The following is a 14,244-nucleotide window of genomic DNA, read 5'->3' on the forward strand; positions in this document are numbered from 1 at the left end:
CTACAGGTCCCTCTGGTTCAGCGCCACCCGGAAACAGCTTTCTCCGCGCGTGGTGCTGCGATAGTACAGGTCGGCGTTGTTCATTTCACATAACTCTTTGCACAGGAACAGCCCCATGCCACTGCCTTCGCTGACCGTCGTGTAGAACGGCTCGAACAGCAGCGGCTGCTCCTGGGCGGGTACGCCGGCTCCCGCGTCGATCACGTCAATCAGGCACTGGTGTTTGGTGAAGTCCAGGCTGACCTCGATGCGGGCGGTTTCCCTGCCCGTGGCCATGCGGCTGTGGCGCAGGGCATTGTCCAGCAGATTGGTGAGCACGCGTTGCAGGTTTTCCTGGTCGAACTCGACCAGCAGGTCAGGGTAGCTGCAATCGATGGTGATTTCCGCCATGTCCTTGCCCGCATCAAGGTAGTTGCCCACAAAGTTCGGCAGCCATTCGGCGAGCAGGATGTACTCCGGCCTCGGCGGCTCGCGCCTCGATATCTGCAGCACGCTCTCCACGGTCTGGTTCACCCGTCGGCTGTGCTGCTGGATGATGTCGGTGAGGCGACGATCCGGCTCGGACAGTCCGGAAGACTCGCGTAACAGCTGTGCGGCATGGCTGATGGCGCCCAGCGGATTGCGGATCTCGTGGGCAATGCTTGCGGTCAGGCGCCCCAGGGAATTCAGTTTCAGCGATTGTGCGTAGCGGGTAATGGGAGTGTAGTCCTCAATAAACACCAGGGTCTCCCGTTCGCCACCGGACTGGAGCTCGCGGAAGTGGGCAATGACCGCCGGTGCATCCTCGGCGACCCTGAAAGGCTGTGCGCGGTGCTGCTGGGTTTCTCTCCAGTGCTGGAACTGCTGCGCCAGGTCTTCACTGTAGTCGCTCAGCTTTCGCCCTTGTTCCATGGTGATCGGGCGTTCCGGCGACAGCATCACACTGGCCGCCTTGTTCATGACGCGCACGGCGCCGCTGTCGGCGACCAGCAGAATTCCGGTTTGCATATGCTGCACGATCTGCTCGTTGAGGCGCTGCAGGTTGTACAGGTCGCTGGCGCGGCTCCGCGCCAGTTCCTCGGCGCGCCCGAGGCGTGTGGCGACGAACTGAACCATCAGTGAGACGCCGAAGATCAGCAGTCCTAGCAGCCCGGCGGGAAACAGCGCATTGAGCTCCAGGCTGTTGCGCAGAATCAGCCAGACGGTGTCAGACAGGATGGCCAGTGAGCTGAGGGCCGCCAGAAGCGTGGCAAGCGTACGGTTGGGGATCATCACCGACGAGGCCGCCACGGTGACGACCAGCAATACGGGCAAGCCGCTGATCATGCCGCCACTGGCATCTGCCATCAGTACGACGGCGATGATGTCCACCAGGAATACGCCAAACAGAGCGCGCTGGTTGAAACGCCACTGCCACGCCAACGCCGCGAGCAGCAGCGCGCTGGAGGCGAGATAGGCGGACGCCACGCCAACATACAGTGAGGGGTTCAACGCGCCGACCAGTTGTCGCGTGTTGGGGCTGATCAACATGATCAGCAGCACCACGGACAACATCGAGCGGTAGGCGACGTAGATACGAAACAACAGAACATTCTGTTGCGAAACGGCCCGTGGGGGAGGCCGGGTCAAAATCGCGGGTCGAGTCACGCGGCAATCGAGCCTGAGTCCAGTGGAGCGATTAGTGTAACAGGCTGTGCAGGGTGTGAAACGCCAGGCTGCAGTGCATCCGCTGTAGGCGAGTAATTCGCACCCGGGTCTGGCAGCCGGGGCCGCTTTCCCGGAAAATACAGCCTCCCTCACAGCAAACGCGGAAACTCCATGTCCAGGCTCAACATACTCATGGTGCAGATGAATACCCTCGTCGGCGATTTCGAGGGGAATACTGCCCGCGTTATTGACGCCATGCGGCGGGCGGAGAGCCAGGTCAGCGCACCGGTACTGGTGTTCCCCGAGCTGACCCTCAGCGGCTATCCCCCCGAAGACCTGTTGCTGCGCCCCAGCATTGAGCTGCGTGTGAACCAGTCGCTGCAGGCGATCAAGGCGGCGATGACCGGTGACAGCTGGCTGGTGCTGGGCTATCCGCGCCGGGAGGGCATCGCCCTGTATAACGTAGCTGCAGTGCTGCATCGGGGTGAAATCGTCGCGGAATACCGCAAGCAGTGTCTGCCGAACTACCAGGTCTTTGACGAAATGCGCTATTTCCAGAAGGGCGACAGTCCCTGTGTGGTGCAGATCGAGGGCGTTCGCGTCGGACTGACGGTGTGCGAGGACATCTGGGAGCCGGGGCCGGTGCGTGAAGCGGCACGCGCCGGGGCCGAGCTGGTGCTCAACCTCAACGCCTCACCCTACCACCGCGGCAAGCGCATAGAGCGCTGGGATCTGGTGGCGGATCGCGCACGCAGCAACCAGTGCCCCATCGTCTATGTGAACCAGGTGGGCGGGCAGGACGAGCTGGTGTTTGATGGCGGCTCCTTCGCCGTTGATGCGCAGGGCAACCGGGTGGCCACAGCGCCGAACTTTGTCGAGGGGGAGTACTGGCTGACGGCGCACCGCGAAGGCGAAGTGCTTTGTCTGGCAGGTGAGGATCAGGCGGCACCGTTGGACGAGCTGGAGGCAACCTGGCAGGCCCTGGTGCTGGGCCTGCGCGATTACGTGAATAAAAACCGCTTTCGTGGCGTTGTGTTGGGTCTGTCGGGTGGCATTGATTCCGCGTTGACCCTGGCGGTTGCCGTTGAGGCCCTGGGTCCCGAGCGGGTGGAGGCGGTGATGATGCCCTTCCGCTACACCGCGCAAATGAGCGTCGAGGATGCTGCGGAGCAGTCTGCCCTGCTGGGTGTGGCTCACAAGGTCATTTCCATCGAGCCAATTTACGAGTCGTTCATGGCCGCACTGCAGGACGAGTTCGCGGGAACCCGGACGGATACCACGGAAGAGAACCTGCAGGCGCGCTGCCGCGGAGTGCTGCTGATGTCGATTTCCAACAAGAAGGGCCTGTTGGTGTTGACCACCGGAAACAAGAGCGAACTGGCCGTGGGTTATTCCACGCTGTACGGCGACATGGCGGGCGGTTTCGACGTGCTCAAGGATGTGCCCAAGACCCTGGTGTTCGAACTGTCGCGTTACCGCAACAGCATAGCGCCATGCATACCCCAGCGTGTGATTGACCGGCCGCCTTCGGCAGAGCTGGCACCTGACCAGAAAGACGAGGACAGTCTGCCCCCCTACCCGGTACTCGACCGCATACTGGAGCTGTATGTGGAGCAGGATTTCAGTGCCGCGGCCATCATTGCCTCGGGCATGGACGCCGAGCAGGTGCACCGGGTGTTGCGGCTGGTGGACCTCAACGAGTACAAGCGGCGCCAGGCGCCTGTCGGAGTCCGTATTACGCGCCGCGGCTTCGGTCGCGACCGGCGCTACCCGATCACCTCTGCCTGGACACCCGGCGAGTAGTTACCGCGGTTGGCGGTAGAGTTCCCGGGTATCGAACTCAGGGACTTCTGGCGGATCGAACAGGCCCAGCGTGACCCGATTTATGATCGAGCGTTCCGGCCCGTCCAGTGAGTAATCCGAACGGAAGTTCCCGTCCTTGTCCAGGGCGGGGTAGTCCGGGTAGTTGAGCTTCAGCACCTCGATGGCATCTTCGGCAAGGTCGTTCATCCCGAGCAGGATGTAGCCCTGGGCCATGACGGCCAGGCCATCGGCGACGGCGGGTGTGCGCTGGAAGTTCTCGACCACGTAGCGTCCGCGATTGGTGGCGGCCAGATAGGCGCCGCGGCGGAAGTAGTAGTTGGCCACCAGGATTTCATGCCGCGCCAGCAGGTTGCGCAGGTGCACCATGCGTGCCTTGGCGTCTGCCGCATAGGGACTGTTGGGGTAGCGGGCCACCAGCTGGGCAAACTCGGCGAAGGCCTCCCGCGCATGCTTCATGTCGCGGCTGCTTTCGTCGGTCGGCAGGAAGCGCGCGAAGATGTCGGACTTTGCCGAGTATGCGGACAGTCCTTTCATGTAGTACGCATAGTCGACGCTGGGGTGTTGGGGGTGCAGGCGGATGAATCGGTCCGCGGCCTCTACGGCGGCCTCGTGCTCGTAGGCCCCGTAGTGGGCGTAAATCAGTTCCAGCTGCGCCTGCTCGGCGTATTTGCCAAACGGATAGCGTGACTCCAGCAGCTGCAGGCTGCGCACCGCGAGATCGTAATTACGGCTGCGCAGGTAGCGTTGGGCGTTTTCATACATCTGCTGTTCGCCGCTGTCGGCAGACAGATCGTCGAGTTCATCGTTCCCGGCACAGCCGACGAGCAGGGCGAGGAGCAGCAGGAACGGAGTGATTTTCAGTGATTTCAACAAAGTGGCAACCGCTGGCGTGATAGACTGGGAATGTACTGAGGTCGCTATTTAACCACATCGCCTACGGGGCATAAACAGGAATTCCGATGACAGACAGGATCCGTGGCACAGCTGAAGTGGAGGCTGCTCTCGACGGCGAGCGGCTTGACCAGGCAGCAGCCAGGCTGTTTCCGGAATACTCCCGCTCCCGATTGCAGACCTGGATCAAGCGCGGTGAGCTGTTGGCGGATGGCAAGGTGTGTCGGCCGCGGGACAAGGTCAGGGCGGGCACGGCGCTCACCGTTGACGCGGCGCTGGAGGACGAAGTCAGCTGGCAGCCGGAGCGCATTGCACTCGATATCCTCTACGAGGACGAGAGCATCCTCGTGTTGAACAAACCCGCGGGCCTGGTGGTGCACCCCGCCGCGGGGCATGCCGATGGCACCCTGGTCAACGCCCTCATCGGCCATGCGCCGACAATGGCGCAGTTGCCCCGCGGTGGCATTGTGCACCGGCTGGATATGGAGACCTCGGGCGTGATGGTGGCGGCCAAAACGCTTTCCGCGCACCATCACCTGGTCGCCCAGCTGCAGGCGCGTACCGTCAAGCGCCAGTACTGTGCGGTATGTATCGGGGCCATGACGGGAGGCGGCACCATCGATGAACCGATTGGGCGACATCCGCGCCAGCGCAAGAAAATGGCGGTGGTCAGCGGCGGCAAGCCGGCGGTCACGCACTACCGCATCGCCCGTCGCTTTGCTCATCACACCCGCATTACCGTGAATCTTGAAACCGGCCGCACCCACCAGATCCGAGTGCACATGGCCCATCGACACTACCCGCTGGTCGGCGACCCGGCCTACGGTGGGCGTCCGCGTATCCCCCGCGGCGCCTCGGAGCGACTGATCACTGCGCTCCGGGGTTTCCCGCGCCAGGCCTTGCACGCCGAATCCCTGGGTCTGTTGCACCCGGTCAGCGGTGAGGCGATGCAGTTTGAATGCCCCTTGCCCGAGGACATGCGCGCCCTGCTGGCCGTGCTGGAGGAAGAAGATGGTGTACAGGCCCGGCCTGATCACGCCTGACTGGCCGGCGCCCGCGACGGTGTCGGCGCTGGCCACCACCCGCCTGGGTGGGTTGAGCAGCACACCCTGGAACACATTTAACCTGGGAAATCACGTCGGCGACGAGGCGGCGACTGTGGCGGGCAACCGAGAGCGGCTGCAGACCTGCCTCGCCACAGGTACCCGGGTGCAGTGGTTGGCGCAGGTGCACGGCGCTACGGTGGTGCCTGCGCAGTGTGCCGGCGAGACACCGGAGGCGGATGGTAGCTGGACGCGCGACCCGGGTATTGCCTGTGCCGTGCTGACAGCGGACTGCCTGCCGGTGCTGTTTTGCGACCGCGGGGCGACCGCGGTGGCGGCGGCGCACGCCGGGTGGCGTGGCCTTGCAGCGGGCGTGCTTGAGGCCACCGTGCACGCCTTGCCGGTGGCCCCCGATCGCCTGCTGGCCTGGCTGGGGCCGGCCATCGGGCCAGGGGCCTTTGAGGTGGGAGCCGAAGTCCGGGACGCGTTTCTCGCTGGCGGCGCGGGTCCCGAGACGTCTCTGGCCTTTGTCCCGGCGGCGCGCAAAGGTCATTTCTATGCCGACATCTACCGGCTGGCGCGGCTGCGGTTGCAGGCCGCTGGTGTGACAGCCATTTTCGGTGGCGGCTTCTGTACCTTCAGTGACCGCCAGCGCTTCTACTCGTATCGGCGCGACGGGGTGACCGGCCGCATGGCAAGCTTGATCTACCTCAATCGCGCCTCAGGTCCACCCTGAACCCACACTTGAAACAGGGTCTTTTTGCCCCCATTGACTGCTCATGGATTGATGCACTGCCAGCACCTTCGACTGGCGCGCAAGGAGATATTGAGCAATGAGAATGGACAAATTGACCAACCAGCTGCAGCTTGCACTGGCCGACGCCCAGTCACTGGCGTTGGGCAAGGATCACAATTTTATAGAGCCCGTGCACCTGTTGGCGGCCCTGCTCCAGCAGCAGGGGGGCTCCACGCGGCCGCTGCTGCAGAAGGTGGGGGCCAATGTCACCGGCCTCGCGGAAGGCGTCAGCAAGGCTGTGGAGAGCTTGCCCAGGGTGAGTGGGAATGCCGGCGATGTGCATGTCTCCAACGACCTGACGCGCATCCTCAACGTCAGCGACAAACTGGCACAGAAAGGCGGCGATACCTACATTTCCAGCGAACTGGTCCTGCTGGCGCTGGTCGAGAGCAAGGGTGTCGCCGGCGAGCTGCTGAAACAGCACGGCGTGACTGCGCTGGCCCTGCAGGGCGCGATTGAACAGATGCGTGGAGGTGAAGCTGTGCACAACCCGGAAGCCGAAGAGTCCCGGCAGGCGCTGGACAAATACACCATCGACCTCACGGAGCGGGCCGAGCAGGGCAAGCTGGACCCGGTAATCGGTCGTGATGACGAGATTCGGCGTACGATCCAGGTGTTGCAGCGCCGCACCAAGAACAACCCGGTGCTTATCGGCGAGCCCGGTGTGGGCAAGACCGCCATCATCGAGGGGTTGGCGCAGCGCGTGATCAATGGCGAAGTGCCGGAGGGCCTGAAGGACAAGCGTATTCTGTCGCTGGACCTCGGTGCGCTACTGGCGGGCGCCAAATACCGTGGCGACTTCGAGGAGCGCCTGAAAGCCGTGCTCAACGAGCTCTCGAAGCAGGAAGGCCGGGTCATTCTGTTCATCGACGAACTGCACACCATGGTGGGCGCCGGCAAGGCCGAGGGTTCCATGGATGCCGGGAACATGCTGAAGCCCGCATTGGCGCGCGGTGAGCTGCACTGCGTTGGCGCAACCACCCTGGATGAGTATCGCAAGTATATCGAGAAGGATGCAGCCCTGGAGCGGCGCTTCCAGAAAGTGCTTGTGGATGAGCCCAGCGAGGAAGACACCATAGCCATCCTGCGCGGCCTGAAAGAGCGCTATGAGGTGCACCACTCGGTCGATATTACCGACGGCGCCATCATCGCTGCGGCCCGGCTCTCGACACGCTATATCACCGACCGGCAGTTGCCGGACAAGGCCATCGACCTCATTGATGAGGCCGCCAGCCGTATCCGTATGGAGATCGATTCCAAGCCCGAGGCCATGGATCGGCTTGAGCGCCGCCTGATTCAGCTCAAGATCGAGCGCGAAGCCGTGAAAAAGGACTCCGATGCCGGGGCCCGCAAGCAGCTGGAACTGCTCACCGAGCAAATCGACAAGGTCGAGCGCGAATACTCGGATCTGGAGGAAGTGTGGAAGGCAGAGAAGGCCTCCTTGCAGGGCGAGGCACAGGTCAAGAGTGACCTTGAACAGGTCAAGCTCGAGTTGGAGGCAGCGCGCCGTGCCGGCGACCTCACCCGCATGTCCGAGCTGCAGTACGGGCGCATACCGGAGCTGGAGAAGCAGCTGGCGTCCGCACAGGCAGCCGAAACCGAGGAGCGCACGCTGCTGCGCAACAAGGTTACCGATGAAGAGGTGGCTGAGGTGGTATCCCGCTGGACCGGCATACCGGTATCCAAGATGTTGGAGGGTGATCGCGAGAAACTGCTGCGTATGGAAGACTTCCTGCACCAGCGGGTTGTCGGCCAGGACGAGGCGGTCAAGTCGGTATCCGATGCCGTGCGTCGCTCGCGCGCCGGCCTCTCCGATCCCAATCGCCCCAACGGTTCGTTCCTGTTCCTGGGGCCGACCGGGGTCGGCAAGACCGAACTGTGCAAGGCCCTGGCCGAGTTCCTGTTCGACAGCGAGCAGGCCATGGTGCGCATCGATATGTCCGAGTTCATGGAGAAGCACTCCGTGGCCCGGCTGATCGGCGCACCGCCCGGGTATGTGGGTTACGAGGAGGGCGGTTATCTGACCGAGGCTGTGCGCCGGCGCCCGTATTCCCTGCTCTTGCTGGATGAAATCGAAAAGGCCCACTCGGATGTGTTCAATATCCTGCTGCAGGTGCTGGACGACGGGCGCCTGACTGATGGCCAGGGGCGTACGGTCGATTTCCGCAACACCGTGATCGTGATGACGTCGAACCTCGGCTCAGATCTGATTCAGGAAATGTCGGGCGAGGAGAACTACCCGGCGATGAAAGCGGCGGTGATGGGTGTGGTCGGGCGGCACTTCCGTCCCGAGTTCGTCAACCGTATCGACGAGACGGTGGTCTTCCATCCGCTGGCCGCGGACCAGATCCGGCATATCGCCGACATCCAGCTGCAGTGGCTGCGCAAGCGTCTGGCAGAGCGCGAACTGTCCATCGAGATTACCGATGCCTTCATGGACCGCCTCGCCGCTGTCGGCTACGACCCGGTATACGGTGCCCGCCCCCTGAAGCGCGCTATCCAGCAGGAGCTGGAGAACCCCCTGGCACAGCGTATCCTGTCCGGTGAGTTTGTACCGGGGGACACGATTCGGGTGGATGTGGCTGGTGAAGGCAGCACGTTCAGCAAGGCCTGAGTCAGGTCGCTGCTGGTCGCTTCACCGCGACCAGCAGGCGGCTCCGGCCCAGGGCGCTTGCAGCAGGACACCGTCCTGTGTCACCACGAAGGTGCCGCAGGGGTCGTCGGCCTGGCGACCTCGCGGTGTTGCCTGCATGGCGTAAGCCGCTTCACTCGGGCCTTCGGGCAGAATATCCGTGGCGTCGCCAAGGACATAGTGTCCGGCCAGGGAGAGTCCCTGTGGGTGAGGCCAGATGTCCTGCACACTGCCGAAACGCCCGTGCGCCGAATGCCAGCGCTGTTGCAGGAGCTGTGCACGGAGCAGACTGTTCATTGCATCGCTGCGGCGGTTGCTGCTGAGTTGCGGGTGGATTACCCAGGCCAGTAACGCCCCGACAAGGAGTGCCACAGCCAGCGCGATCAGCGCCGATTGCAGTCGGGGAGGCTTCACTCAGGTGCGCGGGACACGCTGGAGGCGCGCATGTTTCGCCGGATCAGTCGCAGTACTGGCGAATCGCCTCTTCTGCCTTGGCGCGCTCGGCGGCAATCTGCTCTTCATCCAGATACCGCAGTTCGCCCTGGTCGTTGCGCAGACGGATGCGCCCTGGTTTGTTCAACGTGGCGAGGTTATTGCGGGCCGTCTCACAGAACTCCGGATTTTTCTTGCTGCGCGCCATGTCGGACTCATCGACCTGGTCAAACCGGTTGCCCGGACGCGGCACGACCTCCGGGGGCACAGCACCTTCGTCAGCGCTCACCACCCGCTTCAGCCCGGAGCGAGAGGAAATGACCTCATACTCGGTGCCCTTTGGCGGCGGCCGATCGCTGTACACCGGGTTGCCGCGGCCATCCTGCCAGCGGTAGTGGGTGTCTGCAGCGGCCAGTTGCAGACTGGCCGTAGCCAACAGCATTATCAGGGTGCTGCCGAGACCCTTGCGGAGTGCTGATTTCACACGCATTGTCCCTGTTCTGGAAGGCGTTCGTGGTTAAAGTACCCCAGCCCGGGCGGAGGCGCAATGCGCCTGTTCAGGCAAATTCCATCCTCTGCGGGTTTTTCACGTTGACAAGCCTGCGCGCGGCGCAAACAATAGGCGGGTCTCTTGAGTGGTAACGACTAATTCCGGGTACCCCCGGCCACTGGTCTACCGCTGTGATGTCATTATTCACAGCGGCTGTTCATGAGTCCCGTATTCAATCCGCGCCGCACTGGCGGGATTGAGGGCCAGACACTGCGCTACCTCGCAGGGCGACCGATACACGGGTGTTCGTGATCGATTTCCTCCGCGGAGCGCCGCCGCAGCATGCCGGTGGCGGGTCTCGAGCAGTGTATCGCGCCCAGGGGGTGGCGTCGCCAGCCGGGTACCGGGTCAGGTACCGGTTTCCGCAACGTCCACACAGCAACTTGAACTGCTTCGGCGAGGGTTACGCGCCGGGCGTTTACGTTAGTGGGAGAGACATTGTGGAGCTGTTATCCGGCGGCGAGATGATCGCCAAAGCGCTCGAAGATGAGGGCGTAGAGTACATATTCGGCTATCCGGGCGGTGCGGTCCTGCACATATACGACGCCCTGTTCAAAACCAGCAAGGTGCCTCACGTACTGGTGCGTCACGAACAGGCGGCGACCCATGCGGCGGACGGCTACGCGCGCGCCACCGGCAAGCCAGGGGTGGTGCTGGTCACCTCGGGGCCCGGCGCGACCAACGCGATTACCGGGATCGCCACCGCCTACATGGATTCAATACCCATGGTGGTCCTGTCCGGGCAGGTAGCGACGCACCTGATCGGCGAAGACGCATTTCAGGAAACCGACATGGTGGGCATCTCTCGCCCCATTGTGAAGCACAGCTTCATGATTCGTCGTGCCGAGGATATTCCGGCGACCATTCGCAAGGCGTTCCATATTGCCACCACTGGCCGTCCGGGTCCTGTGGTCATCGACATTCCCAAGGATTGCACGCGCCCCGATGCGAAATTCGAATACCACTACCCAGAAACCGTCAAGCTGCGTTCCTACGCGCCCGCCCAGCGTGGCCATACCGGGCAGATACGCAAGGCGGCGAAGCTGCTGCTGAGCGCCAAGCGACCGGTCATCTACGCAGGAGGCGGTGTCATTCTGGGAGAGAGCAGTGAACTGCTCACCCGGCTGGCGCGCAAGCTCAATTACCCGGTGACCAACACGCTGATGGGACTTGGGGCCTACCCTGCGACAGACCGCCAGTTCCTCGGCATGCTGGGCATGCACGGCTTCTATGAGGCCAACATGGCGATGCACCACAGCGACGTGATTCTGGCGGTGGGCGCGCGCTTCGATGATCGCGTCACCAATACGGTTTCGCGCTTCTGTCCCGGGGCCAAGATCATTCACATCGACATCGACCCCACGTCAATCTCGAAGACGGTGGCGGCGGACATTCCCATTGTCGGGCCGGTGCAGTCGGTGCTTGAGGACCTGCTGGATATTCTCGAAAGCCTGCAGGAAAAAGATCCCAAACAGCCGGATACGGCGGCCCTCGGGCGCTGGTGGCAACAAATCGATGAGTGGCGTGCCAAGCACGGCCTGTGGACCGGGCGTCGCTACGGCGAGAGTGATCGCATCATGCCGCAGCAGGTTATCGAGAGCCTGTATCGTGTGACCGGCGGTGATGCCTATGTGACGTCAGATGTCGGCCAGCACCAGATGTTCGCTGCGCAGTACTACAAATTCGACAAGCCACGTCGCTGGATCAACTCGGGCGGTCTGGGGACGATGGGCTTTGGTCTGCCCGCAGCCATGGGGGTCAAGCTGGCCTTCCCGGATATGGAAGTCGCCTGCGTGACCGGTGAAGGCAGTATCCAGATGAATATCCAGGAGCTCTCCACCTGCAAGCAGTACAGCACTCCAATCAAGATCATCAACCTGCGCAATAACTACCTGGGTATGGTGAAGCAGTGGCAGGACATGCAGTACGAGGGGCGCTATGCCATGAGCACCTACGAGGACTCGCTGCCGGACTTCATGAAGCTGGTGGAGTCCTACGGTCACGTCGGGATACAGGTCACACGCCTCGAGGAACTGGATCAGCGCATGGAGGAGGCGTTTGCGATGAAGGACAGGCTGGTGTTCCTCGACATCTTTATCGACCCCATGGAACACGTGTATCCGATGCATGTCGCGCCCAACGGCGCCATGAAGGATATGTGGCTCAGCAAAAACGAGAGGACCTGACATGCGACGCATCATTTCCATACTGCTGGAAAACGAGCCGGGTGCGCTGTCACGGGTTATCGGCCTGTTTTCCCAGCGCGGTTACAACATCGAAACGCTGAACGTGGCTCCAACCGAGGATCTCACGCTATCCCGCCTGACACTGACCACCACAGGCGACGACAAGACTATGGAGCAGATTACCAAGCAGCTGAACAAGCTGGTGGATGTCGTCAAACTGGTAGATCTTTCCGAGGGCGCGCACATCGAGCGCGACCTGATGCTGATCAAGGTGCGGGCGAGTGGCGCCATGCGCGACGAAATCAAGCGCACGACGGACATTTTCCGTGGCCAGATTGTGGATGTGGGGCCCAATACCTACACCATTCAGCTCACCGGGACGGGGGAGAAGCTCGATTCGTTCGTGGCGGCGATGGCCGAAGCGGATATTCTCGAGGTTGTGCGGTCTGGGGTGGCTGGGATCTCTCGCGGGGAGAAAGTGCTCAGGCTCTAGGGTGCTCGGCTCGGGGCTTTCTTGGACCGCGGGTTGGGTGGCGAACGCGATGGCCGCAAGGGCCGGGCGGGAACCGCTACGAGCACATGGATGTGCTCGTAGCGGTTCCCGGCAAGCCCCACGGGTGCCAGCGTCCGCCACGCCCCCGATCCCGCCACGCCCCCGATCCCGCCACGCCCCCGATTCCGGCACGAACCAGCGTCCGCCATGCCCCTGATCCCGGCACGCACCAAAGCCTGCCCCGAACAACCATCACCATAAAAAAGGGCCCCGAAGGGCCCCACGGATGTTCCAGCGCCTGAAACCCTCAGACGATACGTTTCATCGCCGTCATGTAGCCACGCAGCTTCTTGCCCACGATCTCCACCGGGTGTGAGCGGATCTTTTCGTTCACGGCAATCAGCTCCCGATTGTCGACGCCGTTGTCGCCGGCGATGGTTTTGCCAATCACGTCTGTGTCGATATTCGCCATGAAGTCCTTCAGCAGCGGGCGGCAGGCGTGATCGAAGAGGTAACAGCCGTATTCCGCGGTATCGGAAATCACAACGTTCATCTCATACAGCTTCTTGCGCGCAATCGTATTGGCGATGAGCGGCGTTTCGTGCAGGGACTCGTAGTATGCGGATTCATCGATAATGCCCGCTGCGACCATGGTCTCGAAGGCCAGTTCGACGCCGGCCTTGACCATTGCAATCATCAGGATGCCGTTGTCGTAGAACGCCTGTTCGCTGATTTCCGCAGCGGTGTTGGGCGTGTTCTCGAAAGCGGTTTCTGCGGTGGCGGCGCGCCACTTGAGCAGGTTGGCATCGTCGTTGGCCCAGTCCTCCATCATGGTGCGCGAGAAGTGCCCGGTCATGATGTCGTCCTGGTGCTTCTCATACAGCGGGCGCATGATGTCCTTGAGTTCTTCCGCCAGGTAAAACGCGCGCAACTTGGCGGGGTTGGACAGACGGTCCATCATGTTGGTAATGCCGCCGTGCTTGAGGCCTTCAGTCACGGTTTCCCAGCCGTACTGGATCAGTTTGGAGGCGTAGCCGGGCTCAATGCCTTTCTCTACCATTTTGTCGAAGCAGAGGATGGAGCCGGTTTGCAGCATGCCGCAGAGAATGGTCTGCTCGCCCATCAGGTCGGATTTCACTTCCGCGATGAAGGAGGATTCCAGAACACCGGCACGGTGGCCACCCGTGCCTGCGGCATAGGCTTTTGCCAGCTCCAGGCCTTCGCCTCGTGGGTCGTTTTCGGTGTGCACGGCAATCAGGGTCGGTACGCCGAACCCGCGCTTGTATTCTTCCCGCACCTCGGTGCCGGGGCACTTGGGTGCAACCATGATCACCGTGAGGTCTTCCCGGATTTTCATCCCCTCTTCGACGATGTTGAAGCCGTGTGAATAGGCGAGGCAGGCGTTCTTTTTCATCAGCGGCATGACCTCGGCGACCACGGCGCTGTGCTGCTTGTCGGGCGTCAGATTCAACACCAGGTCGGCCTGCGGGATCAGTTCCTGGTAGGTGCCTACCGTGAAGCCGTTTTCGGTTGCGTTCTTCCACGATTGCCGTTTTTCGGCGATGGCGCTGTCGCGCAGGGTGTAGGACACATCAAGCCCGCTGTCGCGCAGGTTGAGGCCCTGGTTCAGGCCCTGGGCGCCACAGCCGATGATCACCAGCTTCTTGCCGCGCAGTTTTTCGACACCATCGGCGAACTCCGATGCATCCATGAAGCGGCATTTGCCGAGTTGTTGCAGCTGCAGGCGCAGCGGTAGTGTATTGAAGTAATT

General features: G+C 62.3%; 11 protein-coding genes (1 of these 11 only partly in view). 6 read left to right on the forward strand and 5 right to left on the reverse strand.

Annotation, left to right across the window (positions count from 1 at the left end; all coding sequences use genetic code 11):
• Positions 1 to 1,563 carry a HAMP domain-containing sensor histidine kinase gene (locus AACZ17_RS16225; protein ID WP_290740203.1) on the reverse strand — a complete coding sequence of 521 codons (1,563 nt, stop codon included), beginning with the start codon at positions 1,561 to 1,563 and terminating at the stop codon, positions 1 to 3.
• 234 nt (positions 1,564 to 1,797) lie between these two features.
• On the opposite strand from AACZ17_RS16225, the gene AACZ17_RS16230 reads away from it, so the two are divergent.
• Positions 1,798 to 3,429, forward strand: a complete 1,632-nt coding sequence (locus AACZ17_RS16230; RefSeq protein ID WP_290740200.1) for an NAD+ synthase — start codon at positions 1,798 to 1,800, stop codon at positions 3,427 to 3,429.
• On the opposite strand, the gene AACZ17_RS16235 is transcribed toward AACZ17_RS16230, so the two are convergent.
• Positions 3,430 to 4,320, reverse strand: a complete 891-nt coding sequence (locus tag AACZ17_RS16235; RefSeq protein WP_290740197.1) for an outer membrane protein assembly factor BamD — start codon at positions 4,318 to 4,320, stop codon at positions 3,430 to 3,432.
• A gap of 89 nt (positions 4,321 to 4,409) precedes the next feature.
• Between AACZ17_RS16235 and rluD the strand changes: the two genes are divergently transcribed.
• The 3 genes from rluD (at position 4,410) to clpB (ending at position 8,794) form a co-directional block, all read left to right on the forward strand.
• Positions 4,410 to 5,384, forward strand: coding sequence for a 23S rRNA pseudouridine(1911/1915/1917) synthase RluD (gene rluD, locus AACZ17_RS16240; protein WP_290740195.1), 975 nt, complete (start codon positions 4,410 to 4,412; stop codon positions 5,382 to 5,384).
• Complete coding sequence (pgeF, locus tag AACZ17_RS16245) at positions 5,353 to 6,120, forward strand: peptidoglycan editing factor PgeF (RefSeq protein WP_290740191.1); 768 nt, start codon at positions 5,353 to 5,355, stop codon at positions 6,118 to 6,120. Before rluD ends, pgeF begins: the two co-directional genes overlap by 32 nt.
• Before the next feature lie 97 nt (positions 6,121 to 6,217).
• A complete protein-coding gene (gene clpB, locus AACZ17_RS16250) occupies positions 6,218 to 8,794 on the forward strand; it encodes an ATP-dependent chaperone ClpB (RefSeq protein ID WP_290740188.1) in 2,577 nt (858 codons plus the stop codon).
• A 21-nt stretch (positions 8,795 to 8,815) separates the two neighbouring features.
• Here clpB and AACZ17_RS16255 read toward each other — a convergent pair whose 3' ends face one another.
• Both AACZ17_RS16255 and AACZ17_RS16260 read right to left on the reverse strand, forming a co-directional pair.
• A complete protein-coding gene (locus AACZ17_RS16255) occupies positions 8,816 to 9,226 on the reverse strand; it encodes a type IV pilin protein (protein WP_290740185.1) in 411 nt (136 codons plus the stop codon).
• A 43-nt stretch (positions 9,227 to 9,269) separates the two neighbouring features.
• A complete protein-coding gene (locus AACZ17_RS16260) occupies positions 9,270 to 9,728 on the reverse strand; it encodes a DUF4124 domain-containing protein (RefSeq protein WP_290740182.1) in 459 nt (152 codons plus the stop codon).
• A gap of 506 nt (positions 9,729 to 10,234) precedes the next feature.
• Between AACZ17_RS16260 and AACZ17_RS16265 the strand changes: the two genes are divergently transcribed.
• Together AACZ17_RS16265 and ilvN are read left to right on the forward strand one after the other, a co-directional pair.
• Complete coding sequence (locus AACZ17_RS16265; RefSeq protein ID WP_290740179.1) at positions 10,235 to 11,980, forward strand: acetolactate synthase 3 large subunit; 1,746 nt, start codon at positions 10,235 to 10,237, stop codon at positions 11,978 to 11,980.
• Between the two features lies 1 nt (position 11,981).
• Positions 11,982 to 12,473 carry an acetolactate synthase small subunit gene (gene ilvN / locus AACZ17_RS16270; RefSeq protein ID WP_027949704.1) on the forward strand — a complete coding sequence of 164 codons (492 nt, stop codon included), beginning with the start codon at positions 11,982 to 11,984 and terminating at the stop codon, positions 12,471 to 12,473.
• Between the two features lie 307 nt (positions 12,474 to 12,780).
• On the opposite strand, the gene ilvC is transcribed toward ilvN, so the two are convergent.
• A protein-coding gene (ilvC, locus tag AACZ17_RS16275) for a ketol-acid reductoisomerase (protein ID WP_290740175.1) crosses the window boundary here: on the reverse strand, positions 12,781 to 14,244 show its 3' portion. It continues 9 nt past the right edge of the window; 1,464 of the gene's 1,473 nt are visible here — the last part of the coding sequence; the start codon falls outside the window, past its right edge — the gene reads right to left on this strand; it ends in the stop codon at positions 12,781 to 12,783.

It is taken from the genome of uncultured Haliea sp. (genome assembly GCF_963973825.1).
In the GTDB taxonomy this organism is placed as follows: domain Bacteria; phylum Pseudomonadota; class Gammaproteobacteria; order Pseudomonadales; family Halieaceae; genus Haliea.